Below are 26,045 nucleotides of genomic sequence, written 5' to 3' on the forward strand. Positions count from 1 at the left end.
CACCGGACCGGGGTCGGACGGGACAGCCGGACAGGCCAGTCAGACGGGTCGGTCAGGTTCCCGGAACCCGGATCGTGATCTCCTGCATGACGCTCGCGATCAGCGTGCCGTCCCTGGAATAGATGCGTCCGCTCGCGAGGCCGCGCCCGCCGCGCGCGTTCGGGGACTCCTGCACGTACAGCAGCCAGTCATCGACCCGGCCGGGCCGGTGCCACCACATCGCGTGGTCGAGACTCGCGACCTTCAGGTCGCGGGTCTGCCAGGTCACACCGTGTGCCCGCAGGATCGACTCCTGGATCGTCATGTCGCTCAGATATGCGAGCGCCGCACGATGCAGGGCAGGGTCGTCGGGGAACGGGGCGCGCATGCGCATCCATACCGCCTGGTGGGCACGGTGCTCGCCCTCGACGGCGAGGAAGAGGGGCGACTCCACGTGCCGCACGTCTGCTGGCCGATCCGTGAGGAGGCGTCGCGCGATCGACGGGAGCGCATCGACCAGCTCGTCGTCGCTCCGCAGATCCTCGGGGGAGGGGACGCCCTCCGGCATCGGATAGGCGTGCTCGACGCCGGGATTGTCATCCTGGAACGAGGCGATCATCGAGAAGATCGGCTCTCCATTCTGATACGCCTGGCAGCGGCGGGTGGAGAACGAACGCCCGTCGTGGATGCGGTCGACGGCGAAGGTCAGCCCTTGCGAGGCGTCGCCCGGACGAAGGAAGTAGCCGTGCATCGAGTGCGCGACCCGCCCCTCCGGCAGCGTCCGCTCGGCGGCGACGAGGGACTGTCCGAGCACCTGCCCGCCATAGATGCGTCCCGTGGGCATCGGGTGCGAGACGCCGGTGAAGATGTCCTCCGTCGTCCGCGCCTCGGAGGCGTCGAGATTGAGGACCTCCAGCAGCGTGTCGACCGATCGGCGGGCGTGGTCTTCCGAGATCATGCGGGAATCCTCTCCGATGGGCGGTCGGACACCCGTCCCTGGCTGTCACCGCTTGCTATTTTAGGGGGAGTGTCCACACCGCTGATTCTCGCCGACCCCGATACCGCCCGCGACGTCCTCACTTTCGTGTCCAGGGCCGCTCGGGCCTCCGACGACGGCGTACGCCTGCAAGCCGCAGCGGGGGTGCTCGTCATGACCGCGGCCGCGCTCGCCCCGCAGGGGCTGTTCGATGCGACGCCCACGATCCTCGCCCTCCGCATCGGCCGCTCCGATCCGGAGCTCCGCTGCGACATCGTGATCGACGAGCTGACCGAGACCGAGGACCCCCGCGCTCTCGGCCTCCCGGAGACGGGGCGCAGCCCTGCGTGGGCGGGCGTTTCCCCGCCTCGCGACGGGTGGGTCGCCGCCGGCGTGCTGGGAGCCGACGTCATCGCGCGGCGAGCGCAGTGGGGCATCTCCGCGGTCGCCCACGGGTCGCCCCCGGGAGCGGGGGAGGATGCGGTCCGATCGTTGCGGGCCCGGATCTGGGGCGAGCCGGACGAGGATCTTCGTGGGCTACCGCGCGGCGTCGCCTTCGCCGCTCACGCCTTCGGCTTCATCTCGGGTTCCGAGGCCGTCCCGATCACGACCTCCGGCCGGTGGACCCGCCTCGGCTTCGCTCGTGGCCACGTGCTCAGTCGGGGGCCCGCGGCGGTGGGTCTGACCGCGGTGCGGAGCACCGGCACCGCGAGCTGACCGAGGCGCTCCCCGCCCGGCCCGACGTCCTCAGATCGTCTCCCGGCCGATCCGGCGGACGGCGGGTCGGCCCTTCCGCAGGAGGACGAGCCGGAGCAGGAGCACGGCGCCCGCTCCGGCGATGAGGACGAGCGCGATCAGGACGAGCATCGGATACAGCCACAGGTCGACGATCCAGTACTCCCAGGCGATCATGCCGCCGAGGAGGCCGGGGAGGAGCGGGACGAAGACGCCGACGATGACCGCGAGCACGAGCGGGAGGAGCCGCAGCGCCACCATCGGGCGCGTTGCGGTGTTGCGCCGGACCGCCCACCGCTTGGCGCGGGCGAAGAGGACCGTGAAGAGCAGGAGCAGGGCGATCGCGATGCCGAGGAGGATCGCGTTGAACGTCGTGAGCGGATCCTCGAAGGGCGCGAGGGGATGGCCATCGATGTCGGCGATGAGGTTCCTCGCCAGCGTCCCCGGGTCGCCAGAGCCATTGGCGAGCACGATGGCGGACGTGCCGGTGTCGAGCGCGATCGCCATGCTCCCGGCATAGGTCGCGAGGGTGCCTCCATGCGTCAGCAGGGGCGAAGGGAAGCCGTCGCCCGCGGGATGGGACTCCCATCCCAGCGCGTAGGGCGCGGCCACGCCTCGGGGCCCCTGCATCTGGACGCGCAGACCCGGTGCGAGGACGTCGGTGCCGATGTCACCCGCGGTGAAGCGTATCCACTGCACCATGTCGTCGAGGGTCGAGACGACACCGCCGTTGCCTCCGCACCTCCCGGGCATCTCCGGGACGACGAGCGCGATGCGCAGCAGCACCGAATGACCGGGGGCGAGCCCTGGTGCGCCGTCCGTGCACCGGACCGTCGAGGTCGTGTCGTCCATCCCGAGCGGATGGAAGAGCCGCTCGCGGAGGAAGACGCCGAAGTCCTGGCCGGACACCTCCTCCACGATGCGCGCCGCGAGGGTGTAGTTGGTGTTGTGGTACTCGAAACGGGTCCCGGGGTCCGCGGCGAGGGATCGTCCGCGGAGCTCGGCGACCGCGTCCGCCATCGTCGGAGGGATCGGGAGCGCGTACTCGTCGTTCGTGCGGAGGGAGAGCCCCGACGTGTGCTCCAGGAGCTCGCGGACGGTGATCTCGCGGTGGCGGGGATCGGCCATGCGGAACTCCGGGAGCAGGTCGACGACCCTGTCGTCCAGGGACAGCGCACGGTCCTGGACGAGGAGCATGATCGCCGTCGCCGTCATGGACTTGCTCATGGAGGCGATCCGGAAGCGGGTGTCCGCGGTCACCGGGGATCCCGAGCCGTCCGTGCCGCGGACCGTGGTCGTCACCGTCCCGTCCTCGATCACTGCGGCGGCGATTCCCGGGGTCGCATAGACGTCGGCGTACTCCTGGACGAGTCGGTCGGGTCCCGCGGACGCGGTTGCGGTCGCGGCCTCCGGGCCGAGGGCGAGACCGATGGCGAGCGGCACGGCGAGCACCGCGGTGAGGAGGAGGGAGCGCATGCGGCCAGCGTAGGGAGCCGGCGGTCGTGGGAAAGCCCGTCCGATCGCGAATTCGGGGGAACCCGAAAAGGTCTCAGGGGAGGCCCGAAGAACCTCTGAGGGAGAGCCCGAGCCGCCGCGGACGGACGTTCATCGGGAGGCTGCGCGCCCGGCCTGACGGCCGGAGAACAGGCAGCCGCCGAGGAAGGTCCCCTCCAGTGCGCGATAGCCGTGCACGCCGCCGCCGCCGAAGCCGCTGGCCTCGCCTGCGGCGAAGAGACCCGGAACGGGATCACCCGTGGCGGACAGGGCGCGTCCCTCGAGGTCGGTCTCGATGCCGCCGAGCGACTTGCGGGTGATGACCCGCAGACGCACGGCGATCATGGGGCCCGCCGCCGGGTCCTGCAGACGATGGGGAGTGGCGGTGCGGATGAGCCTGTCCCCGCGGTACGCGCGCGCCGAGCGGAGCATCGCGATCTGCGCGTCCTTGGTGAACTCGTTCTCCATCTCGCGATCCCTGGCCTCGACCTCGCGGCGCACACGGTCCGGATCCAGCGCTTCCCCGCCGGGAAGCTCCCGCATGCGATCGACGAGGCGGCCGAGATCGTCGTCGACGAGGAAGTCCTCTCCGCGATCCAGGAAGGCCTGCACAGGGCCGGTCGGCCCCTTGGCGAGACGGGACTTCAGGAGGAGCGACACGTCCTTGCCGGTCAGATCCGGGTTCTGCTCGCTGCCCGAGAGCGCGAACTCCTTCTCCACGATCTGCCGCGACGTGATGAACCAGGAGTGGTCGTGGCCGGTGCCCCGCAGATGGGCGAGCGTGCCGAGCGTGTCGAACCCCGGATACAAGGGGACGGGCAGCCGCGCTCCCGTCGCGTCCAACCACAGCGAGGACGGGCCGGGGAGGATACGGATGCCGTGACCCGGCCACACCGGGTTCCAGTTGCGGATCCCCTCGACGTAGTGCCACATCCGATCGCCGTTGATGAGGCGCGCGCCTGCCGTCTCGGAGACGGCCTGCATCGACCCGTCGACGTATGCGGGCACACCGGTGAGCATGTCGGCGGGCGGGGTGCCCAGGCGCTCCGGCCACATCCGTCGGACCAGCTCGTGGTTGCCGCCGATCCCGCCCGAGGCGACGATCGTCGCGCCGGCCTCGATCTGGAACTCGCTGATGACGGAGCGCGAGGACTCCTGACCACGCTCCGCCGCGCTGCTCTCCAGGATCTCGCCGTGCGCGCCGGCGACCGCACCGTCCCGCACGATGAGGTCCGTGACGCGGTGCCGCGCGAGGACCACGAGGTGCCCCTGCTTCTCCGCCGCCTCGACGATGGCGAGGAAGGGTGCGACGATCCCGGGGCCGGTTCCCCAGGTGATGTGGAACCGAGGGACGGAGTTGCCCGGTCCCAGGGCGTCGTATCCGCCGCGCTCCGCCCAGCCGACGACCGGGAAGAACCCGACGCCGCGCTCGCGCAGCCAGGCCCGCTTCTCGCCCGCGGCGAACTCCAGATAGGCCTCGGCCCAGCGGCGGGGCCAGGCGTCCTCCTCACGGTCGAAGCCCGCGGTCCCGAGCCAGTCCTGGCGGGCAAGCTCCAGGGAGTCCCGGATGCCCATGCGGCGCTGCTCGGGGGAGTCGATGAGGAAGAGCCCGCCGAAGGACCACCACGCCTGCCCGCCGATGTTGGTGCGCGGCTCCTGATCGACGACGATGACCCGTCGTCCTGCCGTGACGGCCTCCGCCGCGGCGACGAGGCCCGCCAGCCCCCAGCCGATCACGAGGACGTCGGTGGAACGGGTGGCGGGCGTCGTGGTCATGGGGTCTCCGTCGTTCTCTGCACCGGATCCTTCGCCGCACCGGCCTCCAGCGGGGTCCGGCCGGCGGCTTCGGGGCCGATCCCCGAAGGCTCGAACGTGTTCACCATCGCATATGCCGCGCGTTCCAGGTAGTCCCAGAGCGTCGCCTCGTGCATCGGCGAGAGGTGCGCCTCGTCCACACCGACCCTCATGCAGCGGAGCCAGCGGTCCCGGGCATCTGGGTCGACGTGGAAGGGGATATGCCGCATCCGGAGCCGGGGGTGGCCTCGACGCTCGCCGTAGGTCGCCGGTCCGCCCCAGTACTGCTCCAGGAACATCGTGAGCCGTTCCGCGGCCGGGCCGAGGTCCTCCTCGGGGTACATCGGCTTGAGGACCGGGTCGAGCGCGACCTCGCGGTAGAACACGTCCACGATCGCGCGGAAGGTCTCGCGTCCGCCGACCTCGTCGTAGAACGTCATGGCTTCTCCTGCTCGGGACCGTCCTCCGAGGACGGCGTCTGCGGCTGTGGCGGCGTGGTCGGGGGCTTCGGCGTTCCCGTCGTCCTGGGAGCGCCCGCCGGCTTTGCGGGCTTCGCCGTCGTCGGCGGCGTCACCGGGGTCGTCGTCCCGTCCGACTTGCGGCGGCGCCAGAAGCCCCGCTCCGCCACCGTGGGCACCCCGGTGACGGCCGTCGGCCTCGTCCGGGGAGGATTGGCGCCGCGGACCCGTCGTGCGCCTTCGGGGCCGGTGAGCGTGACCGAGTTGAGGGAGGGGACCGACAGCCCGAGCTCGCCGATCGCGGCGCGCAGGCGCATGCGCAGCTCGCGGGCCACGTCGTCCATCGCGTTGGCCCTGGTCTTGATCACGACGCGGATGACCAGCGCCTCGCCGGTCACCGTCTCCAGCCCCCAGACCTCGGGCTTCTCGACGATGCGGGTGCGCCACTTCGGGTCCTTCGCGAGGGCCTGCGCGGCCGCGAGCAGGGACTCCTCGACGGCGGGGACGTCGGCGTCGGGCGGGACGCCGAGATCGACGATGGCCCTGGCCCAGCCCTGGGACATGTTCCCGATCCGGGTCACCTCGCCGTTGCGGACGTACCAGAGGGTGCCGTTGACGTCCCTGACCTGCGTGATGCGGACGCTCACGTACTCCACGACGCCCGTCGCGAGGCCGAGGTCGACGACGTCGCCGATGCCGACCTGATCCTCGGCGACGATGAAGATGCCGTTCAGGACGTCCTTGACGATGTTCTGCGCGCCGAAGCCGAGTCCGGCGCCGATCGCCGCGGTGAGCAGGGTGAGGGATCCGAGGAGCGAGGGTGCGAGGGTGTTGATGATGAGGACGATGCCGACGATCCCGAGGATGACGTTGACGATGTTCTGCAGGATCGTGCCGAGGGTGCGGGTGCGCTGCACGAGCCGCATGTCCGCCAGCGGGGAGCGCTCCAGCGCCTGCGTGTCATCGACGCGCGCCCTGGACTTGGCGCCGTCGACGATCCGGTGGACCACACGACGGATCAGGAGGCGCAGCAGCGCGGCGATGGCGACGGCGCCGGCGACCACGGCGACGCAGTAGAGCAGATTCATCCCGGCTTCGCCGAGGAACGTCAGGATCTGGGTCCAGAGATCGGGGGTCGCCACGACAGGGGGTTCTACCGGGGGAGGCGTCTCTTCGATGGGGAGGATGTGCATCGCTCTCGATCCTAGAGGCGGGCACCTCGGAACGGTCTCCACGTTCTCCGGGTATCACGAGGGAGGGGCGGAGCCTGCGCTCCGCCCCTCCCTCGTGATACCGCGGTCAGTCCCGTCAGCCCCGATCGGCGTCGCGGGCCTGTGCGGCGAGCGCACGCTCCACGTCGGCGAGGTTCTCGTGCACGAGGCGGCGGAGCGCGGGGGCGGCGTCCGTGTTCGCCGAGAGCCACGCGCGCGTCGCGTCGCGGAGCTCCACGCTCGCGAGGGCCTTCGGGTAGAGCCCGACGATCAGGTAGTTCGCGATCTGGTAGGTCCGCTTCTCCCAGAGGGGGAGGAGCGCGTCGAAGTACGCCGGCACGAAGGCGTCCAGGAGCGCGGCGCCGGCCGGGTGGGTGAACCCGAGGGCGGCGGAGCGGATCAGGGTGTTGGACAGGTCCTCGTTCCCGACCAGCGAGGTCCAGGCCTCCTGCTTCGCCTCGGCGGTCGGAAGCGCTGCCCGCGCCTGTGCGGCGAACTCGGCGCCCTTCGCCGTGTTGTCGGCGGCGAGCGCGGCGTCCACGGCGTCGCCCTCGACGGCGCCCGCTGCGGCGAGGCCGGCCAACAGCTGCCAGGAGAGGTCGGTGTCGACGGTGAGGCCGTCGAGGACCGTCGTGCCGTCGCGCAGGCCGCGCAGCACCTCGGTCTGCTCGGGGGTCACGACGGAGTTCGCGAACGCCGTCACGAACTGCAGCTGGCTGTCGCTGCCGGCCTCGGCGCCCTGAGCAAGGGTCCAGAGTCCGTCGGCGACGCGGATGCGGGCGTCGAGACGATCCTCCGGGGTCACGTACAGGGCGGCCGCGGTCTGGAGCTGGCCGAGCGTCGTGCGCACCGTCGTCGACTCGGTCTCGCGGCCGATGTTGCCGAGGACGAGGGAGATGTACTCGGATGCGGCGCTCTCGGCGTCACGGGTCTGATCCCAGGCGGCGCCCCAGACGAGGGAGCGCGCGAGCGGGTCGCTGATGTCCGCGAGGTGGGCGATGGCCGTCTCCAGCGAGCGCTCGTCGAGGCGGATCTTCGCATAGGCGAGGTCCTCGTCGTTCAACAGGACGAGGTCGGGTCGGGGGAGTCCCTGCAGCTCGGGGATCTCGGTGCGGTCGCCGTCGACGTCCGCCTCGATGTGGTGCGTGCGCACCAGCGCGCCGCTCCCGTTCAGGGAGTAGAAGCCGATGCCGAGCCGGTGCGGGCGGATGGTCGGGTAGTCGGCGGGTGCGGTCTGGGTCACGGCGAACCGGGAGATGGTGCCGTTGCCGGCCTCGGCGATCACGGGGGACAGCGTGTTGACGCCCGCCGTCTCCAGCCACTTCCTCGACCACGTCGACAGGTCCCGGCCGCTCGTCCGCTCGAGCTCGACGAGCAGGTCGCTGAGCTCGGTGTTCTCCCAGGAGTGCTTCGCGAAGTACTCCGAGACGCCGGCGAAGAAGGCCTCGATGCCCACCCAGGCGGCGAGCTGCTTGAGCACGGAGCCGCCCTTCGCGTAGGTGATGCCGTCGAAGTTCACCTGCACATCGTCGAGGTCGTTGATCTCGGCGACGATCGGATGCGTGGAGGGCAGCTGGTCCTGTCGGTAGGCCCAGGTCTTCTCCATCGCGTTGAAGGTCGTCCACGCCTCGGTCCACTCGGTGGCCTCGGCGGTCGCGATGGTCGACGCCCACTCGGCGAACGACTCGTTCAGCCACAGGTCGTTCCACCACTTCATGGTGACCAGGTCGCCGAACCACATGTGGGCCAGCTCGTGCAGGATCGTGACGACCCGACGCTCCTTGACGGCGTCGGTCACCTTGCTGCGGAACACGTAGGTCTCGGTGAAGGTCACCGCGCCCGCGTTCTCCATGGCCCCGGCGTTGAACTCCGGGACGAAGAGCTGGTCGTACTTGGCGAAGGGGTAGGGGACCCCGAACTTCTCCTCGTAGTAGGCGAAGCCCTCACGCGTCTTGTCGAAGATGTAGTCGGCGTCCAGGTGCTCCCACAGGCTCCGGCGACCGTAGACGCCGAGGGGGATGACGCGGCCGGACGCGCTGGTGAGCTCCGAGAAGACGGACTCGTACGGGCCGGCGACGATCGCGGTGATGTACGAGGAGATGCGCGGGGTGGGCTCGAAACCCCAGGTGGCGACCGCACCGGCACCGGAGGACGGATCGTGGAGGATCGGCTCGGGCGTCGGGGAGTTCGACACGACCTTCCACGCCGCGGGGGCCGTGATCGTGAACTGGAACGTCGCCTTGAGGTCGGGCTGCTCGAACACCGCGAACACGCGGCGGGAGTCGGGCACCTCGAACTGCGAGTAGAGGTAGACCTCGTCGTCGACCGGGTCGACGAACCGGTGCAGTCCCTCTCCGGTGTTCGTGTAGAGGCAGTCGGCGTCCACGACGAGCACGTTCTCGGCGGCAAGTCCCTCGAGCGCGATGCGCGAGTCGGAGAAGGCCGCGACGGGGTCGATCGGCTCGCCGTTCAGCGTGATCTCGCGCACCTCGTGCGCGATCAGGTCGATGAAGGTGGATCCGCCCGGCGTCGCGGTGAACCGCACGACGCTCCGGGAGCCGAAGACCTCCTGGCCCTTCGTCAGGTCCAGCGCGATCTCATAGGACTCGGTGTCCACGATCGCGCGGCGCTCCTGCGCCTCGATTCGGGTGAGGTTCTCTCCAGGCACTGCTAGGTCTCCCAGGGGGTGAGGGGTAGCCACGGATCTCGCGCTGCTGGCGCCGGCGGCAACCCTGACAGCCTACGCCAGCGGCACGGCCATGCCACCTTCGGCTGAAGGAAAGGTGTGAGTGCGACGATGGAGGGGTGACCAGCGAAGCAACGATCTCGTCATCCGTGTCCGTCCTCCATGCCTCGGAGCCCGCGCGATCCGGCCCGCCGCACGTCGAGGTGCCGGTCGACTACGACGCCGTCGTCCTCGCGAGCTTCGGGGGTCCCGAGGGACAGGACGACGTGATCCCGTTCCTGCGCAACGTGACGCGCGGGCGGGGCATCCCCGACGAGCGGCTGGAGGAGGTCGCCCACCACTACCGCCACTTCGGCGGCGTGAGCCCGATCAACGAGCAGAACCGTGCGCTGAAAGCGGCATTGGAGGCCGAGATCGCGAGGCGCGGCCTCGACCTCCCGGTCTACTGGGGCAACCGGAACTGGGCGCCGTACCTGCCCGAGGCCTTCGCGGAGGCGGCCGCGGACGGGCACCGGACGCTCCTGGTGCTTGCCACGAGCGCCTACAGCTCCTATTCGAGCGATCGGCAGTACCGGGAGGACATCGCCCTGGCCATGGACGAGTCCGGCCTGGGGGGCCGCCTGACGGCCGACAAGGTGCGGCTCTTCTTCGACCACCCGGGATTCGTCGCGCCGTTCCAGGAGGGGGTGGATGCGGCCGTCCGGACGCTGCTTGAGGAGGGAGTCGCGGCGACCGAGATCACGGTCCTCTTCTCCACGCACAGCATCCCCGTCGACGACGCCCGGCGCTCCGGTCCGCGGGACCGCGACTGGGGGGACGGCGGCGCCTACGAGGCCCAGCACCGGGCGGTCGCCGCGCACATCATGACCGAGCTCGGAGCGGCCGTTCCCGGCGCGGGCGTCGTGCCCTGGGAGCTGGTGTTCCAGTCCCGCTCCGGCCCGCCGAGCCAGCCGTGGCTGGAGCCCGACGTCAACGACGTGATCGCCGAGCTCCCCGGCCGCGGCGTCAAGGCGGTGGTCGTGGTGCCGCTCGGCTTCGTGAGCGATCACATGGAGGTGCTCTGGGATCTGGACACGGAAGCGCAGGAGACGGCGGCGGAGGCCGGCCTGCGCATGCTCCGGACCCCGACGCCCGGCACGCACCCTGCCTTCGTCGCGGGGCTCGTCGACCTCGTCCTGGAGCGAGTGCACGGTACGCCCGCCGCGGAGCGACCGCATCTCACCGACCTCGGTCCCTGGTACGACGTGGCCAGGGCCGGCGACTGCGAGAACGTCAGGCTCGGATTCCGGCCCGCCGCGGCCGGCATCGCCCCGTAGGGCCGCGAATCCCTAGGATTGGCCGCATGCGCATCCACATCGCCACCGACCATGCGGGGCTCGAGTTCTCCACCCAGCTGCAGCATCATCTGGCCGAGGCCGGCCACCAGGTGATCGACCACGGGCCGATCGAGTACGACGCCGTGGACGACTACCCGGCGTTCTGCATCCGTGCGGCACAGGCGGTGATCGCCGATCAGCGCGCCGGCGTCACCGCGCTCGGCGTCGTGTTCGGCGGCTCGGGCAACGGCGAGCAGATCGCGGCGAACAAGGTCGAGGGCATCCGCGCGGCCCTGGTCTGGAGCATCGCGACGGCCGAGCTGGCACGCGAGCACAACGACGCCAACGTCATCGCGATCGGCGCCCGCCAGCACACCTTCACGGAGGTCGCGGCCTTCATCGACCGGTTCATCGCCACGCCGTTCAGCGGCGAGGAGCGGCACGTCCGCCGGATCGGGCAGATCGCGGACTTCGAGACCTCCGGCGCCCTGCTCCCGGATCCGCGCGCCTGATGCCCGAGGGTCACTCCGTCCATCGCATCGCCCGCCAGTTCGCGCGCAACTTCGTCGGCAGGCAGGTCGCGGCCTCGAGCCCCCAGGGGCGGTTCGCGGAAGGCGCCGCCGTGCTCGACGGTCGCACGATCGAGCGCGCCCAGGCGGTCGGAAAGCAGATGTTCCTGGAGGCCGAGGGCGACCTCTGGCTGCGGGTGCACCTCGGGCTCTACGGCGCATGGGACTTCGCCGGGGAGATCCTCGTAGACCCGACCATCGCCGCGGCGAACGGACGGATGGGTCAGACGAATCAGCGGGGGACGACGCTGGACGACGCGGTGCTCGACAGCGCGGGGGAGAACTCGCTGTCCTCCATCGGCGCCCCGCGGAAGACCCGCGTCCACGTGCGGATGTCCGAGCAGACCACCGGACTCGCCGAGGACGACGCATGGCCGCCGCCGGTGGTCGGCCAGGTGCGGCTTCGGCTGCTGACCGACTCGACCTGCGCCGATCTCCGCGGGCCAACCGCCTGCGCGCTGCAGACTCCGGACGAGATGCTCGCGACGATCGCCCGCTTGGGGCCCGACCCGCTGGTCGGCGACCCGGAGGAGGGCGAGGAGCGCTTCGTGCAGGCCGTGCGCCGGAAGGGGACGCCGATCGCCCTGCTCCTCATGGACCAGGCCGTGGTCAGCGGGATCGGGAACGTGTACCGCGCCGAGATGCTGTTCCGGGCGCGGCTGAACCCGCACACTCCGGGACGGGACGTCCCGGAGGAGATCGTGCGCGAGCTCTGGCGGGACTGGGTGCGTCTGCTCGCGGTCGGCGTGGAGACCGGACAGATGATGACGATGGACGACCTGTCGCCCGAGGGGTACCGCGCCGCGATGGCGCACCGGGACGACCGGCACTGGGTGTATCACCGCGCGGGCCTGCCCTGCCGGGTGTGCGGCACGGAGATCGCGCTGGAGGAGATCGGGGCGCGGAAGCTCTACTGGTGCCCGTCCTGCCAAGCGTGATCCTGGCTCTCGGAGGAGGGTCGCCGCGGCGGCAATAGGCTTGTCGCATGCGTCAGAATCCGAGCTTCGCCATGACCGACGTCGCCGAGCTCCGTCGCGTGATCGCGGCGAACCCGTGGGCCACCCTCGTCGGCGGCGACGGGGAAGGGCTCACCGCCTCGCACTATGCGGTGCTGCTGGATCCGGAGCGTGACGACCTCACCGTCATCGGACACGTCGGGCGCCCGGACGACCGCGTCCTCGGTCTCGGCGACCGCGAGCTGCTGCTCGTCTTCCAGGGTCCGCACGGCTACGTCTCGCCCGGTTGGTACGGCGACGTCGCGTCCGTGCCGACCTGGAACTACGTCGCCGTTCACCTCGCCGGTGTCCCGGAGATCCTCTCCACGGAGGAGAACCTCCGTGTCCTGGAAGGACTCGTCGACCACTTCGAGCGGGACCTTCCCCAGCCTCGCGGCATGTGGGCGCCGCCGAACGAGGAGTCCTTCGTCCGTCGGCTGGAGGCGGGAACCGTCGGCTTCCGGCTCACGCCGACCCGCGTCACGGCGAAACGGAAGCTCAGCCAGAACAAGCCGGACGACGTGATCGAGAACGTCATCCTGGAGCTGTCCGCGGACGGCGCCCACGCGAACCCGGCGCTCGCCGCCGAGATGCGTCGTGCGCATGAGGCCCGGCTCGCCGCCCGAGCGACGGCGGGTCTGGAATGACCTTCGTCTCCGCCCTTCGGGCCGTGCGGATCGCGTCCGCCGATCGTCGGCTGCTCGCGACCGATGATCCGGTGGACGTCCTGATCGAGGACGGCAGGATCGCCGACATCGCGCCGACGGGTGCGCTCCGGTTCGCGGGCGAGGTCCTCGACGGAGGAGGGGCGTGGCTCGTCCCCGGACTGTGGGACCATCACGTCCACACGGTCCAGTGGGCGCTGGCCGCGCAACGCGTCCCGCTCGCCGACTCCGGGTCGGCGGCCGATGCCGCACGACGGATGGCGGACGCCGGCACGCTCGGCGACGGACGCCGTGTCGGGACCGGCTATCGGGCGGTCCGTTGGGCGGATGAGCCGTCCCTTGCGCTGCTCGACCAGGCCACGGGGGAGATCCCCACCTACCTCATCAACGCCGATGTGCACAGCGTCTGGCTGAACTCTGCGGCCTTCCGGCGGGAGGGCTTCGCGCCGGTGGCCGACGGGCTGCTGCGCGAGCAGGAGGCGTTCGAGATCTCGCGGAGGCTCAACGCGGCGGACCCGATCGTGGCCGACGCCGCCGTCGCGGCAGCGGCGGCACGCGCGGCCGCGCGCGGCGTCGTCGGCATGGTGGACTTCGACATGTCCTGGAACCGGGAGGCATGGACGAGGCGGTTGAGCGCCGGCTTCGACGGGCACCGGGTGGAGTTCGCCGTCTACCCCGACGACCTCGATCGCGCGATCGCCGAGGGGCTCGTGACGGGCGAGGCGCTCAGCGACGACCCCGCCCTCGATCCGTACGGGCTCGTGCGGATGGGGGCGTTGAAGGTGATCTCCGACGGCTCGCTGGGAACCAGGACGGCCGCATGCTCGCACGGCTATGCGGACGATCCGGAGAACCACGGTCTCCTCACCGTGCCGCCGGCAGCGCTGCGGGAGCTGCTGACGACGGCGACGGGTGCGGGGATCGCCGCCGCGGTGCACGCGATCGGCGATGTCGCCCTCTCCTCCGCGCTCGACGTGTTCGGCGAGACGGGGGCGCAGGGGAGCATCGAGCACGCACAGCTCGTCCGGCAGACGGACCTCGCCCGCTTCGCCAGGCTCGGGATCGCGGCGAGCGTGCAGCCCCAGCATGCGATCGATGACCGCGACGCGGCGGACGCGCTCTGGGCGGGGCAGCATGCGATCGTCTATCCGCTGGGGAGCCTGCATCGTGCGGGCATCCCGCTCCGCTTCGGATCGGATGCGCCGGTCGCGCCGTTGGACCCGTGGCTTGCGATCTCCGCGGCCATGCACAGGACGGACGATGACCGCCCGTCCTGGCACGACGAGGAGCGGCTGGACGTGGAGACCGCACTCGCCGCGAGCGCGCACCGGGGGACCGGAGGCGAGGCGGCGATCCGTCCCGGTGCCGTCGCCGACCTCGTCCTGTGCGCGGAGGACCCGGCGACCGCGGGGCCGTCGCGGCTGCGGTCCATGCCGGTGGCGGCGACGATCGTGGGCGGACGGATCACCCACGACGGGGTCGGGTACGGGGGATAACCCCCGATCCGGACCGGTTGCCTGCCGTCTGTCCTCGGGCGGTCGCACCGGGCATCGTGGAATCCTGGACGCGGGAGCATGCGTCCGTCCCGCCCTCACCCCAGGAGGCCCCTTTGTCCTCGTCGAGCACGTCCTTCGGCGCCGTTTCCCGACCCACCCGCACGGAGGGCGACGCGACCCCGCGGCGCCGTGGCTACGCACAGGCCTGGCGCTGGGCGCCGGGGACGGCGCTCTACCTCGTCCTCCTCTCGATCCCGACCGCGATCCTCGGGATGGCGTTGACCTGGTCGGTGTTCCTCGTCGGCGTCGGCTCTCTCGTGCTGGTGGTCGGCGTGCCGCTCATCGTCGCCGCGCTCTTCATCGCCCGCGGCTTCGCGGTCGCGGACATCGCCCTGCAGCGTCTCGGTGGGGTTCCGTCCTTCCCTGCGCCGGACTGGGAGCGCGGGAGCGTGGGGGAGGGACGCTGGTCCCGGCTCACCCGCCCCATGCGCAACGGCCACTACTGGATGGCGCTCCTCTCGGGGACGATCGTGCGTCCGGTGATCGCGATCTTCACGTTCGGGGTCTCCACCTCCTGGATCGTGCTCGCACTCGGCGGGCCGACGTACTGGTTCTGGTCGCGATTCATCCCGAACTCCCGGTCGGAGCAGATCTGGGTCGACTGGGCCGTGGAGCACGTGTTCGGCGGCATCGATCCCGATCCCGACCCGTACCTGTGGGCGTCGATGCTCTACCTCGCCGTGGGGATCGTGTTCCTGCTGACGCTCCCACTGGTCCTTCGAGGTCTCCTGTTCCTCCACCACGCGGCGGCGGCAGGAATGCTCGGGCGCTGGGAGGCCGATGATCTCGGTGCCCAGGTCGCCGAGCTGGACGCCTCTCGCGGAGCGGCGATCCGCGCCGAGGACGCCGCGCTGCGGCGGCTCGAGCGCGACATCCACGACGGACCCCAGCAGCGCCTGGTCCGGTTGCAGATGGATCTCGCCACGATCGAGCGCCGCGCCGCCGCCGGCGACCTCGAGGCCGCGACCCAGCTCGCCCAGGAGTCACGAGGGCACGCGCAGGCCGCGTTGGACGAGTTGCGGGCTCTGGCCGGAGGCGTCGCACCGCCCCTTCTGCAGGATCGCGGGATCGTCGAGTCCCTGCGGGCGCTGGGAGCGGCCAGCCCGCTGCCGGTGTCGGCATCCGTCGATCCGGAGATCGGCGCCACCCTCTCACCCGAGACCGCGCGCAACCTGTACTTCATCGTCGCGGAGCTGCTCACCAACGCCGCGAAGCACTCCGGTGCGGGCGCCGTCTCGCTCACTGCGGCCAGGGCGGGGGCGGATGTGCTGGTGACGGTGCACGACGACGGCCGCGGCGGTGCGGGATTCCAGGCCGGCCACGGGTTGGAAGGTCTTCGCGGCCGCGTCCAGGGGCTGCGGGGGAGCATCCGGATCGACAGCCCGGAGGGCGGTCCGACGGCGATCACGGTGCGGGTGCCCGCCGCCGCCTGAGGGGCGGAGGCGTTCATCCGAGCCGGTCGGCCAGTTCTCCTCCTACGGGTTCCCTCGTACGAGACGGCGCTGAAGACGGGAAGCCGTGGTACTAATTAAAAAAGATCGTTCAGGACTGGGGCGGGTCGTATGAGGTCAGTGGGTCGGATGGCGATGGGGGCAGCGGCTTTGTTTGCCGTTTTTATGATGCCCATAGGTAGCATCGCACAGGCGCAGAACCCAGCGAGTCTGCCCGATCGCTCGGATGAGTTTCCTGGCGGACTTACGGTTTCGTAAATGCAACGCGCGAACAAAGCTCGTCACGCTATCCTGGCCGTCGTTCTTGGCTCGGTGCTCGTCAGCACCGGATGTACTACTGGTTCGGCAGATTCGTCACCAGGGGACCCAGAAGTAAGAGTCTCGACCGTCGATCGCATGAAATTGCAGCAGACTGATCGGCTCACGTTTTTCTCTTTGACCTTCGAGCCGACGTTCTGGTCGCAGGTGGGTCCTCTCGAGGGCGAGCTTACAGTTCTTGACGATGGCTGCCTCGGGTTGGAAGCGCGTCTCGAAGAGCCGGAGATCATAGTCCTTCCCTACGGCAGCACTCTTAAGCCCGATGGGAAGATTGATCTTCAAGGTGTTCTCCTCTCCGCGGGCGATATGGTGCGTATCGACAGGTTCGGATCTCTGGGGGTTACCCCCGCGCCTTGCGCGACGGACTCTGCAATCGTTGCTTTCAGTATCGAACGGCTATCCGAGTAGGTCATCCTGTAGGTTGCGCGCCAACGGGATAAGGATCTTCGACCAGTATCTACGGTTCCCCGTCCTTCTCCGGCGTACGAACCGCTTTATCCTGAATAGGTGACCGTCCCCGCTGTGCCGCTGCGCGTGATCCTGTTCGAGGACTCCCTGCTCCTCCGTGAAGGGCTAATCCGGCTGTTCGACGAGGCCGGGTTCGAGACCGTCGGCGCGCACGGGGACGTCGAGGATGTCGTGGCGCGTGTGCGCGACTCGCGTGCGCAGGTCGCGGTCCTGGACGTGCGGATGCCGCCGGCGTTCCGCGACGAGGGCGTTCGTGCGGCGCTCCGGATCCGGGCGGAACTGCCGGACGTCGGCATCCTCGTGCTCAGCCAGTATGTGGAGGGCGTCTACGCACGCGAGCTGCTCGGGGCGGGGACGGGCAAGGCGGGCTACCTGCTCAAGGATCGGGTGACCTCGCTCGCGGAGCTCTCCGAGGCGGTGCGCCGGATCGACGAGGGCGGGACCGTGTTGGATCCGCTCGTCGTGCAACAGCTCGTCTCGGCCGGGCCCGATCCGGTCGGGACGCTCACGCCTCGCGAGCGTGACGTGCTCGAGGCGATGGCCGAGGGGCGCAGCAACGGATCGATCGCCGAACGCCTCTTCATCGGCGTCGGCGCGGTGGAGAAGAACGTCAGCGCGATCTTCGCGAAGCTCGGGCTGGAGGACTCGGGCACCGATCACCGTCGGGTGCTCGCCGTCCTCGCCTATCTGCAGCACGGCGCCCGCACCTGATCAGGTGCGGGCGCCGTGCTGTGCCGAGTGTCAGGCGGCGACGTGCGAGACGAGGAACCAGCGGTCCTTCTCAAGACCCCGGGCGATCTCGATCGCGACGTCCTGGCTGGTGAGGTCGATCTCGTCGAGGCCGTCGACAGCGGCCTTCACGTCAACGAGGATCGCGTCGATGTCGGCGATCACGTCGCGGACGAGCTCGTCCGACTTCGTGAAGCCCGCGGGGACGTTGGTGGTGCCGGCCTTCTCGGCGACGGCCGAGACGCGGGCGTCGATGGGGAGGCCGAGGGCGACGATGCGCTCCGCGGCGGTGTCGGCGAAGTCGCCGGCGTGGTCCACGATCGTGTCGAGCAGCTCGTGGACTCCGACGAAGTTGGCGCCGCGAACGTGCCAGTGCGCCTGCTTGCCGTTCACGGTGAGCGCCTGCAGGCCCAGGACGACGGGCGTGAGGAACTGGGCGGCTGCCGCGGCGACGGTCGGGTCACTGGCGGTGGTGGTGATGGTCTCTGCCTTGCTCATGGTTCTCCTCGATCGGTCTCTGCGTCTGACAGGTACAACGCTACTCAGCCCAGGATCTTCCGCAAGCAAGCTGAGGCATTGCTAAGTCGCTGATCAGAAGCCACTTCGGGAAGGCTCGCCTCACTCCGATCGCGGACAGTGCTGCGCGCCGGGACGGTCTCGGAGGCGATCCACGCTACCGTCGTCAGGTGGCCACAGCAGGTGAATCCCCCCGCGTCGACCTCCGGCGATCCCGTTCCCGTCCCCCCGAGCACGCGGCATCGTCGCGGTTCATCCCGCACGTCCAGGGGCTGCGCGCGATCGCCGTCCTCCTGGTCGTCCTCTACCACTTCTGGCCGGGCCGGCTCTCCGGCGGCTACGTCGGCGTCGACGTCTTCTTCGTCATCTCCGGCTTCCTGATCACCTCGCACCTCGCTCGTGAGCTCGTCTCGACAGGCACGGTTCGTCTCGGACAGTTCTGGGCGCGGCGTGCGCGGCGTCTGCTACCCGCCTCGCTCCTCGTCCTCCTGTTCTGCGCGATCGTGGCGGCGTCCCCCTATCTCATGCCGACCTCGGCGCTGCCGAACGAGCTGCGCGAGATCGTGGCATCGACCTTCTATGTCGAGAACTGGTTCCTCGCCCTGAACTCCGCCGACTATCTCGGGCACTCCGGCAGCCCGACCACGGTCCAGCACTACTGGTCGCTGTCGCTGGAGGAGCAGTTCTACGTCCTCTGGCCATTGATCATGCTGCTGGCGGCATGGATCGCCGTGAAGTGGTTCCGCGGTGCGCGGCTGCGGGCGGCTGCCATCGCCATCGGCGTCGTGTCGGTCGCATCCTTCGTCTTCTGCGTGGTCTTCACGATCACAAACCCCGCGCCCGCCTACTTCGTCACGTTCGGCCGGATGTGGCAGTTCGGCGTCGGTGCGCTGATCGCGTTGGTCCCGGTGCTCCGCGTGCGCAACGCGGTCGTCAGCTTCATCCTCGGATGGGGCGGCATCATCGCGCTGCTGTACACCGCCTTCCGCTTCGACGGGCAGACGCCCTTCCCGGGATACATGGCGGCGATCCCCACCCTCGGCGCCGCGGCGGTGATCGCCGCGTCCAACACGGACCGCTGGTGGTACCCCACGCGGATCCTCGCGATCCGTCCGATGCGCTTCACGGGCGACATCTCCTACAGCCTGTACCTCTGGCACTGGCCGCTGATCATCATCGCGCCCTCCGTGCCGTTCTGGGGGCTGTCGATCTACCACCGGGTCGCGCTGCTGGCCATCTGCTTCGTCCTCGCCTGGCTGACGAAGCGCTTCGTGGAGGATCCAATCCGGACGTGGAAGCCGTTGACCGCTCGTCGCCCCCGGGTCTCGCTCTGGGCAGCCCTCGGTGCGATGGCGATCGTCGCCGGCACGGCAGGTGCGGGCTGGGCCGTGAACGCCCCGGCCTATCAGCAGGGCGTTCAGGCGATCCAGGAGCTCCGTGAGAATCCGCCGTCGTGCTTCGGCGCGGCAGCGGTCCTGGACTCCTCCTGTGCGGGGAAGGAAGCCGACACGATCCTGCCCGCTCCGGGATTCGCCGGCGTCGACCGACCCGAGGAGCCGCAGTGCTTCGTGCAGCTGAACGACGCGCGCCCGGAGTCGTGCGAGTTCGGCTCCACCGAGAAGGACGCCCCCCGGGTCGCGTTGATCGGCGACAGCCACGCCTATCAGCTGCTCACGACGTTCCAGGGCATCGCGGAGCGCGAGGGGTGGCATCTCACCACCTACTTCAAGGGCGCCTGTCCGTGGAGCACGACGCCGCTGTCCACGGGCGGGGCGTTCGGCGCGGCCTGTGCGGACTGGCGCGCCGGGGTGTCGGAGAAGATCGCGGCACAGGACTTCGACGTCGTCTTCACCGCGGCGCTCTCCACGACCCCTTTCGACGGATCGGGCTTCGACTCCGTCCATGACGCCGCCGTCTCCGGCTACCGCGAGGCGTGGAGCACGATGACGGCCAAGGGGACTCCGGTCGTGACCGTCGTCGACAACCCGGTCTGGGAGACGGATCCGAACAAGTGCCTGCGGACGAGGGACGCGAGCTCGTGCGACGGTCCGCGTGCGGACCTGCTGACCGAGAACGATCCGCTGCGGGCTGCGGCGGAGGGGCAGGACGGCGTCACGCTCCTCGACTTCACGAACGTCTTCTGCGACGAGGAGGTGTGCCGCAGCGTCGTCGGCGGTGCGAACATCTACCGCGACCAGGACCACCTCACCGTCACCTTCGCCGACTCGCTCGCGCCGCAGTACACCGCGGCGCTGGAAGAGGCGATGGCCAAGGGCGTGCGCGGATAGGGTCGGAGCATGAGCGACGACGCCTCGATCCTGTCCCTTCCCGGTCTCGTGCCGAGTGTCGACCCTTCCGCCTTCCTCGCCGCAGGCGCGCGCATCGTCGGTGCGGTCTCCCTCGGCGAGGGCAGCAGCGTCTGGTACAACGCGGTGCTGCGCGCGGACTCCGACGCGATCACGATAGGCGCGGGCAGCAATGTGCAGGACAACGTGTCCGTCCACGTCGATCGCGGACATCCGGTGGTGATCGGGGACGACGTCTCGATCGGCCATAACGCCGTCGTGCACGGCTGCACGATCGGCGACGGCTCGCTGATCGGAATGGGCGCCGTGGTGCTGTCCGGCGCGATCATCGGATCGGAGTGCCTCGTCGCCGGGGGAGCGGTGGTGCTGTCGGGTACCGTGGTCCCCGACGGCTCGCTCGTCGCCGGGGTGCCTGCGAAGGTGCGTCGTCCGCTGGCCGACGAGGAACGGGCCGGCCTCCGCGAGAACGCCCAGGTCTACCGCCGTCACACGCAGACGCATCGCGACGCCGAAGCTCGCTGACCCGTTTCCCTGGGTCGCCGTGTCTCGGTGGGGCGGGCGGGACTTGAACCCGCGATCGTTGGGTTATGAGCCCACTGCCTTCACCAGCTTGGCCACCGCCCCGGGTCTCCGAGCATACCGGTACCGTGCGAGCGCTCCGTGACGGCCGGTGAGGCGCTCAGTCGGAGAGGAGCTCACGGAGACGGTGGGCGATGCCGGCCGGGTCGCTGGGGTAGCCGGGCTGCTCGGTGAAGCCGCCGTGGTTGCTGGGGAACTCCGTCGCCGGGATCCCGACGGCGGCGGCGACCGCGCGAGCCGCCCGTGCCGGCATCGTGTCGCCGGACTCCACCCCGGCGGCGATCGAGAGCCGCCCGCCGAGTGCCCGGAGCGCATCGACGTCGGGTGCGTAGGCGAGGATGCCGGGCATGTTGCGGAACAGCGGGTCGGTGCGGCTTCCGTCATCCTCGGTAGGAAGCCCGAACATCGCCGGATCCGGGGCGGGGCCGTCGAGGTAGCCGTCCGGGACCGGGCCGTCGAGCATCACGAACTGGATGAAGGCGGCCAACGCCGGCCCCTGTCCCTTCTCGGCATAGGTTCGCTTCATGTCATCGACGACGGCGAGCACCCGATCCCGGTCGGGGAGCAGCGCCGCGGTCGCCGGCTCGTGCACGACGGCGTGCCGCACCTCGCCCGGATGCGCGGCGAGGAGGGCGAGGAGGCTCACGCCGCCACCGCTGCTGCCGAACGCATCGACGGGGCCGGCGTCGAGGGCCGCGATGACCCGGTGCAGGTCATCGGCGTGCTGCTCGGCGCTGATGGGGCTCGTCCCCACCGGGTTGCGGCCGGCGCCGCGCGGGTCATAGGTCACCACGGGGCGGTCGGTGAAGTGCCCGGCGAGGATCTCGAAACCGCTCGCATCCATCGGGGCGCCGAAGAGGAACAGCGCCGGACGATCCGGCGTTGCCGCAGCGAGGTCTCCGCGGACGTCGTAGGTGATCGCGTCGTCTCCCTCTCCCACGGTACGGGTGATGACGGCGGGTGCGGTGGTGTCCTCGGTCATGTGCGTCGTCCTCTCAGCGCTGTTTATGCAACCAATAGGTTGTAGGTTAACCGATGAGGGGCCGGCATTCAATGGGGAGGCGTGGCCCCCTGCCTCCGGCATCCCGCGCCGTCGACGCCATCACCGCTAATCTCGACGTCATGAGCAGCGCTGCCGCACCCGCCCGCGTCGTCCCCGAAGGGCGGGACCTGACGCTCGATCTGACCAGGGTCGCCTGCGTGGTCCTGGTCGTGTTCGTGCACATCCTGTTCACCGGTGTCGGACGTCGTCCCGACGGCAGTCTCCTCATCGAGCGCACCGTGGAAGGCCAGAGCTGGTTCGACGCGGTGAGCTGGATCCTGAACATCATGCCGCTGTTCTTCGTCGTCGGCGGGTTCGCGGCCAGGGCGGGCTGGCGCTCCGCGGAGCGTCGTGGGGAGAACGCGGTCGGCTTCGTCCGTCTCCGGCTCGCGCGGCTCGCCCGGCCGGCCATCCCGGTGTTCGTGTTCTTCACCGTCGCCCTGGGGGCCACGCGGCTGCTCGGGATCGATCCCGCCCTGGTCGACACCATCGCGATCGGCGTCGGGTCACCGCTGTGGTTCCTCGCCGCCTACCTGCTCGTCCAGGCGTTCGCGCCCTGGATGATCGGCCTGCACGCCCGATACGGAGCCTGGGTTCCCGCGGTGCTGCTGGCCGGCGCCCTCGCCACGGATGCCCTGCGCTTCCTCGTCGCCGACGGGCTGCTGGGCATCGGGCACGTCCCGCCGGGGACCTATGGATTCGGCAGCGAGCTGTTCGGGATCCCGAATGTGGCGTTCGTCTGGCTGTTCGCGCAGCAGATCGGCTTCTTCCTGTTCGATGGTTGGTTCTCCCGTCGCCGCGCGTGGCAGCTGCTCGGTCTGATCGTCGCCGGTTACCTGGTCATCTGGGGGCTCGTGTCGCTCGGGGGATACTCCTGGAACATGCTGAGCAACCAGTGGCCGCCGACGACGCCGCTGGCGATCCTCGCCGTGGTGCAGGCCGCCGCGCTGACGCTGCTGCACCGTCCGCTCACCGCACTCATGCGGACCCGCGCGGCCCAGGGCGCGGTGCTGCTGATCGGGTCGCGGCTGATGACCGTCTACCTGTGGCACCTGCCGATGATCATGGTGCTGATCGGTGTGCAGCTCCTCCTGCCGATTCCGATGCCGGCTCCGGGAAGCGCGGTCTGGTGGTGGACAAGGGTGCCGTTCCTGCTCGTCGTCCTCGCCGCGGTGTGGGTGCTCTCGCTGTGGCTGGTGCGGTTCGAGAAGGCCCCGAGGATGGGGCGGCAGCCGTCCCGGGGGACGACGGCGCTCGCCGTGATCCTGTTCGTCCTGCCGATCCTGGCGATCACCGCCTACGGCCTGCATCTCGTGCTCGCCGCATGCGCGCTGATCACGTCCATCCTGTCGCTGGTGCTGGTCGGCGCATACCGGCCATCGACGACCTTTCGTTCTCGTCAGCGTGACTCGAGGACGGCGACGACAGGGCGGTGATCGCTTCCCGCGTCGTCGAAGGATGTGAGGACCTCGACGCCGCGCACGGTCCATGCGGAGCCGACCAGGACGTGATCGATCGGTGAGGAGAGCCAGGTCGGGGCAGACGTCGGCCAGGTTCCTACCGCGGCGGTCCCCACCTCGCTCGCCGCGTCTCGGCAACCGCCGAGGAGCGCGGACAGATGATCGACGGTCGCGTTCAGGTCGCCCGCGACGATCGTCTCAGGGTCATCGCACTGCGCGACGGACCACCGCAGTCCCGTGCGCCATTCGGCCATCGAGTCGGGGAGCGGGGGCAGCGGGTGCGCGGTGACGATGGCCGGCCCCGTGCCGTCGACCGGTCGCCAGACCGCGCTCGGCAGTCCGGGTGTCGAGCCGGCATCCCGGTCCAGCCGGTACTCGCCGAGCCGCTCGGAGATGAGGACCGAGGTCGGAATCGAGGAGCCGACTGTCCCCGGTGCCATCTCACGCCCTTCCAGGGACAGCAGCCGCACGACCTCGGCGGTAGCCGCCGCATCGGTCTCGGGAAGGCTCACCACATCGGCGCCGCTCTCGAGGACGAGACGCGCGATCGACTCGGGTGATGCCGCCCCGCCAAGAGTGTTCCAGGCGGCCACGACGAGTTCGCCCTCCGGCGTCGAGCCCGCGGCGCCGCGAATGAACAGGGTCGCCCCGTTGCCGATGCTCGCCGCGCCGAGCATGACGGCGAGTCCGGCGGCGATCCCGGAGAGGACATGCCGCCTTCTCCCGATGAGGGCGATGGCCGCCCAGAGCACCGCGACGACGAAGAGCGCGATGGCCAGGCCCGCGCGGAACGCGACCGCCTGGGCGATCCCCGGCATCGTCTGAGCGCCGAAGGCCTGAGGCCACACGAGGAGCACGGCAACGGGTGCGCCGACGATCAGCGTCACGGCGAACGCGCGACGGTGACGGCTTCGCTCCGGCATCGGGCCTCCTCGGGTGTCCGGTCTTGGTCTTGGGTGATCCTTGCACGCCGTGGATGGACGATCGCCCCGGAGCGGGTGACACCGGTGCGGATGTGTACGCCGGGTCTACGCCGGGGCCGCTCTCTCGAACGAGCGGCCCCGGCATGCGGCGTGCGGGTCAGGCGCGTCGGGTGCGGAGTGTGAGCACGGCGACGACCGCGCCCACGACGGCGACTCCCGCCGCTCCGAGGAACGCCGACGCATACCCGGCGGCGTCCCCGCCTGCAGCGCCGATCGTCGAGGAGACGGCCGTGAGGGCGGCGAGACCGAGGGCCGAGCCGACCTGGTAGCTGGTGTTGACCAGCCCCGAGGCGACACCCGATTCCGCGATCGGCGCGCTGGCGATCGCGGTGCTCAGCGACGGGACGAACGCGAACGCCATGCCGGTCGCGGCGACGAGGGTCGCGGGCAGGACGTCGACCACGTAGGTGCCGCCGGGGCGGGCGAAGGAGAGCCACAGCATCCCGCCGGCCAGCAGCGTGAATCCGATCGCGACCATCGGGAGCGTTCCCCATCGCGCGGCAAGGCGAGGGGCGATCGCGGTCATGCCGAAGACGATCAACGCGGTCATCGGGATCAGGGCCGCGCCCGCCGCGAACGCCGAGGCGCCGAGCACGTTCTGCAGGTAGAGGTTCAGGAAGAACCACATCGGGATCCAGGCCGCCCCGAGGAGCAGCTGGGCGATGTTCGCGCCGCCGAGGAGCGGGGTGCGCAGGAGGCCGGGGCGCAGCAGCGGCTCGGCCGCACGGAACTGGCGAACGACGAAGGCGATCACGAGAACCAGGCCCAGCGCGAGGGGGAGGAGCGTGCTCGGGTCGAGCCAGCCCGCTTCCGGTGCCCGCACGATCCCGAAGACGGCGAGTGCCAGGCCGGCCGTCCCCGTGACCGCGCCGAAGACGTCGATGCGTCCGGTCGCGCGCGGGGTCTCGGAGAATGCGCGGGGCACCAGCGCGAGGATCACGATCGCGATCGGCACCGTGACGTAGAACACCCAGGGCCAGCCGAGGTACTCGGTGAGGACTCCGCCGAGGAAGACGCCGGCGGTGCCACCGATCGGTGCGGCGGCGCCGTAGACGGCGAAGGCGCGGGGGAGCGAGGCGGTCCCGCCGAAGGTCGACATCAGGAGGGTGAGCGCCGCCGGGGCGATGAGCGCGGCGCCGGCGCCCTGGAATGCGCGGGCGGCGATCTCCACGCCCGGCGTCGTCGCGAGGCCGGCCGCGACGGATCCCACGAGCAGGATGATCCATCCGGTCACGAACATCCGTCGTGCACCGAAGAGGTCGGCGAGCCGCCCGCCGAGCAGGAGGAGGCCGCCGAAGGCGATGACGTAGGCGTTGAACACCCAGGAGAGAGCGTCGGCGCTGAAGCCGACGTCCTGCCGGATGTCCGGCAGGGCCACGCCGATGATCGACGTGTCCATGATGACGACGAACTGGGCGGCGGCGATCAATGCGAGTGCCAGCCCCTTACGGGGTGCGCGCTCGCGCCCTTCGGCGCGGTCGCTGCGGATCTGGGTGGACACGGTCATCCTCTCGATCGGGGACGTCGCGGTCGACATCCCTCTGAAGAGAAGGTAACAGATACCCCAGGGGGGTATTCCCGTTCGGGGTTGGGAGAGCGGGCGTCGCTCGCGCTGCTCGCGCTGCGTTTGCGTTGCGCTTGCGTTGCGCGCCGCTGCTCCGCTCCGCTCGCGCTGCTCTTTCTGGCGCTGTCCTTTCCTGTCGCGCTGCTGTAGTTCGCCTGCGCTGCACAGTTTTCGACAGCGTGAGCGGGGATCAGC

At 70.3% G+C, this 26,045-nt stretch carries 22 protein-coding genes and 1 tRNA gene; 11 read left to right on the top strand and 12 right to left on the bottom strand.

Going from position 1 to position 26,045, the window contains the following annotated elements; all coding sequences use genetic code 11:
• Nucleotides 1–52 precede the first annotated feature (52 nt).
• Nucleotides 53–937 carry an acyl-CoA thioesterase gene (locus J2Y69_RS03250; RefSeq protein ID WP_310017486.1) on the bottom strand — a complete coding sequence of 295 codons (885 nt, stop codon included), beginning with the start codon at nucleotides 935–937 and terminating at the stop codon, nucleotides 53–55.
• Nucleotides 938–1,006: 69 nt separating this feature from the next.
• On the opposite strand from J2Y69_RS03250, the gene J2Y69_RS03255 reads away from it, so the two are divergent.
• Entirely contained in the window at nucleotides 1,007–1,672 is a 666-nt protein-coding gene (locus tag J2Y69_RS03255; protein WP_310017488.1) for a hypothetical protein, read from the top strand.
• Nucleotides 1,673–1,702: 30 nt separating this feature from the next.
• Here J2Y69_RS03255 and J2Y69_RS03260 read toward each other — a convergent pair whose 3' ends face one another.
• The 5 genes from J2Y69_RS03260 to pepN all read right to left on the bottom strand — a co-directional run bounded on the left by J2Y69_RS03260 (nucleotide 1,703) and on the right by pepN (nucleotide 9,315).
• Nucleotides 1,703–3,166 (bottom strand): serine hydrolase domain-containing protein, encoded by a 1,464-nt coding sequence (locus J2Y69_RS03260; protein WP_310017490.1) that lies wholly within the window; start codon nucleotides 3,164–3,166, stop codon nucleotides 1,703–1,705.
• A gap of 129 nt (nucleotides 3,167–3,295) precedes the next feature.
• Entirely contained in the window at nucleotides 3,296–4,960 is a 1,665-nt protein-coding gene (locus J2Y69_RS03265) for an FAD-binding dehydrogenase (protein WP_310017492.1), read from the bottom strand.
• Complete coding sequence (locus J2Y69_RS03270) at nucleotides 4,957–5,418, bottom strand: globin (protein ID WP_310017494.1); 462 nt, start codon at nucleotides 5,416–5,418, stop codon at nucleotides 4,957–4,959. The genes J2Y69_RS03265 and J2Y69_RS03270 overlap by 4 nt, the downstream gene beginning before the upstream one ends.
• The gene (locus J2Y69_RS03275; protein WP_310017495.1) at nucleotides 5,415–6,629 is read right to left on the bottom strand and encodes a mechanosensitive ion channel family protein; all 1,215 of its coding nucleotides are present in this window, start codon (nucleotides 6,627–6,629) and stop codon (nucleotides 5,415–5,417) included. The genes J2Y69_RS03270 and J2Y69_RS03275 overlap by 4 nt, the downstream gene beginning before the upstream one ends.
• 115 nt (nucleotides 6,630–6,744) lie before the next feature.
• Nucleotides 6,745–9,315, bottom strand: coding sequence for an aminopeptidase N (pepN, locus tag J2Y69_RS03280; protein ID WP_310017497.1), 2,571 nt, complete (start codon nucleotides 9,313–9,315; stop codon nucleotides 6,745–6,747).
• A gap of 137 nt (nucleotides 9,316–9,452) precedes the next feature.
• On the opposite strand from pepN, the gene J2Y69_RS03285 reads away from it, so the two are divergent.
• From J2Y69_RS03285 to J2Y69_RS03310, 6 genes are all read left to right on the top strand, one after another.
• The gene (locus J2Y69_RS03285) at nucleotides 9,453–10,649 is read left to right on the top strand and encodes a ferrochelatase (RefSeq protein WP_310017499.1); all 1,197 of its coding nucleotides are present in this window, start codon (nucleotides 9,453–9,455) and stop codon (nucleotides 10,647–10,649) included.
• 26 nt (nucleotides 10,650–10,675) lie between these two features.
• Entirely contained in the window at nucleotides 10,676–11,161 is a 486-nt protein-coding gene (locus J2Y69_RS03290; RefSeq protein WP_310017501.1) for a ribose-5-phosphate isomerase, read from the top strand.
• Complete coding sequence (locus tag J2Y69_RS03295; protein ID WP_310017503.1) at nucleotides 11,161–12,156, top strand: Fpg/Nei family DNA glycosylase; 996 nt, start codon at nucleotides 11,161–11,163, stop codon at nucleotides 12,154–12,156. Before J2Y69_RS03290 ends, J2Y69_RS03295 begins: the two co-directional genes overlap by 1 nt.
• A 47-nt stretch (nucleotides 12,157–12,203) precedes the next feature.
• Nucleotides 12,204–12,860 (top strand): FMN-binding negative transcriptional regulator, encoded by a 657-nt coding sequence (locus tag J2Y69_RS03300; RefSeq protein ID WP_310017505.1) that lies wholly within the window; start codon nucleotides 12,204–12,206, stop codon nucleotides 12,858–12,860.
• Nucleotides 12,857–14,374 (top strand): amidohydrolase, encoded by a 1,518-nt coding sequence (locus tag J2Y69_RS03305; RefSeq protein ID WP_310017507.1) that lies wholly within the window; start codon nucleotides 12,857–12,859, stop codon nucleotides 14,372–14,374. Before J2Y69_RS03300 ends, J2Y69_RS03305 begins: the two co-directional genes overlap by 4 nt.
• A 113-nt stretch (nucleotides 14,375–14,487) precedes the next feature.
• Nucleotides 14,488–15,867: a sensor histidine kinase gene (locus J2Y69_RS03310; RefSeq protein WP_310017509.1), complete on the top strand. Its 1,380-nt coding sequence runs from the start codon at nucleotides 14,488–14,490 to the stop codon at nucleotides 15,865–15,867.
• A 372-nt stretch (nucleotides 15,868–16,239) separates the two neighbouring features.
• On the opposite strand, the gene J2Y69_RS03315 is transcribed toward J2Y69_RS03310, so the two are convergent.
• Complete coding sequence (locus J2Y69_RS03315; RefSeq protein ID WP_310017511.1) at nucleotides 16,240–16,485, bottom strand: hypothetical protein; 246 nt, start codon at nucleotides 16,483–16,485, stop codon at nucleotides 16,240–16,242.
• Nucleotides 16,486–16,710: 225 nt separating this feature from the next.
• On the opposite strand from J2Y69_RS03315, the gene J2Y69_RS03320 reads away from it, so the two are divergent.
• Nucleotides 16,711–17,382, top strand: a complete 672-nt coding sequence (locus J2Y69_RS03320; RefSeq protein WP_310017513.1) for a response regulator transcription factor — start codon at nucleotides 16,711–16,713, stop codon at nucleotides 17,380–17,382.
• Nucleotides 17,383–17,412: 30 nt separating this feature from the next.
• Here J2Y69_RS03320 and J2Y69_RS03325 read toward each other — a convergent pair whose 3' ends face one another.
• Complete coding sequence (locus tag J2Y69_RS03325) at nucleotides 17,413–17,898, bottom strand: Dps family protein (RefSeq protein WP_310017515.1); 486 nt, start codon at nucleotides 17,896–17,898, stop codon at nucleotides 17,413–17,415.
• A 188-nt stretch (nucleotides 17,899–18,086) separates the two neighbouring features.
• Here J2Y69_RS03325 and J2Y69_RS03330 point away from each other — a divergent pair, with 188 nt between their 5' ends.
• Nucleotides 18,087–20,204: an acyltransferase family protein gene (locus J2Y69_RS03330; protein ID WP_310017517.1), complete on the top strand. Its 2,118-nt coding sequence runs from the start codon at nucleotides 18,087–18,089 to the stop codon at nucleotides 20,202–20,204.
• Nucleotides 20,205–20,213: 9 nt separating this feature from the next.
• Nucleotides 20,214–20,744 carry a gamma carbonic anhydrase family protein gene (locus J2Y69_RS03335; protein WP_310017519.1) on the top strand — a complete coding sequence of 177 codons (531 nt, stop codon included), beginning with the start codon at nucleotides 20,214–20,216 and terminating at the stop codon, nucleotides 20,742–20,744.
• A 28-nt stretch (nucleotides 20,745–20,772) separates the two neighbouring features.
• On the opposite strand, the gene J2Y69_RS03340 is transcribed toward J2Y69_RS03335, so the two are convergent.
• A tRNA-Ile gene (locus J2Y69_RS03340) sits at nucleotides 20,773–20,846 on the bottom strand.
• A gap of 55 nt (nucleotides 20,847–20,901) precedes the next feature.
• Nucleotides 20,902–21,783 carry an alpha/beta fold hydrolase gene (locus J2Y69_RS03345; RefSeq protein ID WP_310017521.1) on the bottom strand — a complete coding sequence of 294 codons (882 nt, stop codon included), beginning with the start codon at nucleotides 21,781–21,783 and terminating at the stop codon, nucleotides 20,902–20,904.
• A gap of 140 nt (nucleotides 21,784–21,923) precedes the next feature.
• On the opposite strand from J2Y69_RS03345, the gene J2Y69_RS03350 reads away from it, so the two are divergent.
• A complete protein-coding gene (locus tag J2Y69_RS03350; RefSeq protein WP_310017523.1) occupies nucleotides 21,924–23,279 on the top strand; it encodes an acyltransferase family protein in 1,356 nt (451 codons plus the stop codon).
• Here the strand turns inward: J2Y69_RS03350 and J2Y69_RS03355 are convergent.
• Nucleotides 23,243–24,226, bottom strand: a complete 984-nt coding sequence (locus J2Y69_RS03355) for an endonuclease/exonuclease/phosphatase family protein (RefSeq protein WP_310017525.1) — start codon at nucleotides 24,224–24,226, stop codon at nucleotides 23,243–23,245. The two genes, J2Y69_RS03350 and J2Y69_RS03355, sit on opposite strands and share 37 nt — an antisense overlap.
• A 157-nt stretch (nucleotides 24,227–24,383) precedes the next feature.
• Entirely contained in the window at nucleotides 24,384–25,787 is a 1,404-nt protein-coding gene (locus J2Y69_RS03360; RefSeq protein WP_310017527.1) for an MFS transporter, read from the bottom strand.
• Nucleotides 25,788–26,045 lie beyond the last annotated feature (258 nt).

It is taken from the genome of Microbacterium resistens, from assembly GCF_031456305.1.
Lineage (GTDB): Bacteria > Actinomycetota > Actinomycetes > Actinomycetales > Microbacteriaceae > Microbacterium > Microbacterium resistens_A.

Coding starts and splice junctions, on each gene's coding strand:
- J2Y69_RS03335 (WP_310017519.1), top strand. CDS start 20,214: ATGAGCGACGACGCCTCGATCCTGTCCCTTCCCGGTCTCGTGCCGAGT.
- J2Y69_RS03355 (WP_310017525.1), bottom strand. CDS start 24,226: ATGCCGGAGCGAAGCCGTCACCGTCGCGCGTTCGCCGTGACGCTGATC.
- J2Y69_RS03305 (WP_310017507.1), top strand. CDS start 12,857: ATGACCTTCGTCTCCGCCCTTCGGGCCGTGCGGATCGCGTCCGCCGAT.
- J2Y69_RS03350 (WP_310017523.1), top strand. CDS start 21,924: ATGAGCAGCGCTGCCGCACCCGCCCGCGTCGTCCCCGAAGGGCGGGAC.
- J2Y69_RS03250 (WP_310017486.1), bottom strand. CDS start 937: ATGATCTCGGAAGACCACGCCCGCCGATCGGTCGACACGCTGCTGGAG.
- J2Y69_RS03300 (WP_310017505.1), top strand. CDS start 12,204: ATGCGTCAGAATCCGAGCTTCGCCATGACCGACGTCGCCGAGCTCCGT.
- J2Y69_RS03260 (WP_310017490.1), bottom strand. CDS start 3,166: ATGCGCTCCCTCCTCCTCACCGCGGTGCTCGCCGTGCCGCTCGCCATC.
- J2Y69_RS03275 (WP_310017495.1), bottom strand. CDS start 6,629: ATGCACATCCTCCCCATCGAAGAGACGCCTCCCCCGGTAGAACCCCCT.
- J2Y69_RS03295 (WP_310017503.1), top strand. CDS start 11,161: ATGCCCGAGGGTCACTCCGTCCATCGCATCGCCCGCCAGTTCGCGCGC.
- J2Y69_RS03290 (WP_310017501.1), top strand. CDS start 10,676: ATGCGCATCCACATCGCCACCGACCATGCGGGGCTCGAGTTCTCCACC.
- J2Y69_RS03325 (WP_310017515.1), bottom strand. CDS start 17,898: ATGAGCAAGGCAGAGACCATCACCACCACCGCCAGTGACCCGACCGTC.
- J2Y69_RS03265 (WP_310017492.1), bottom strand. CDS start 4,960: ATGACCACGACGCCCGCCACCCGTTCCACCGACGTCCTCGTGATCGGC.
- J2Y69_RS03270 (WP_310017494.1), bottom strand. CDS start 5,418: ATGACGTTCTACGACGAGGTCGGCGGACGCGAGACCTTCCGCGCGATC.
- J2Y69_RS03345 (WP_310017521.1), bottom strand. CDS start 21,783: ATGACCGAGGACACCACCGCACCCGCCGTCATCACCCGTACCGTGGGA.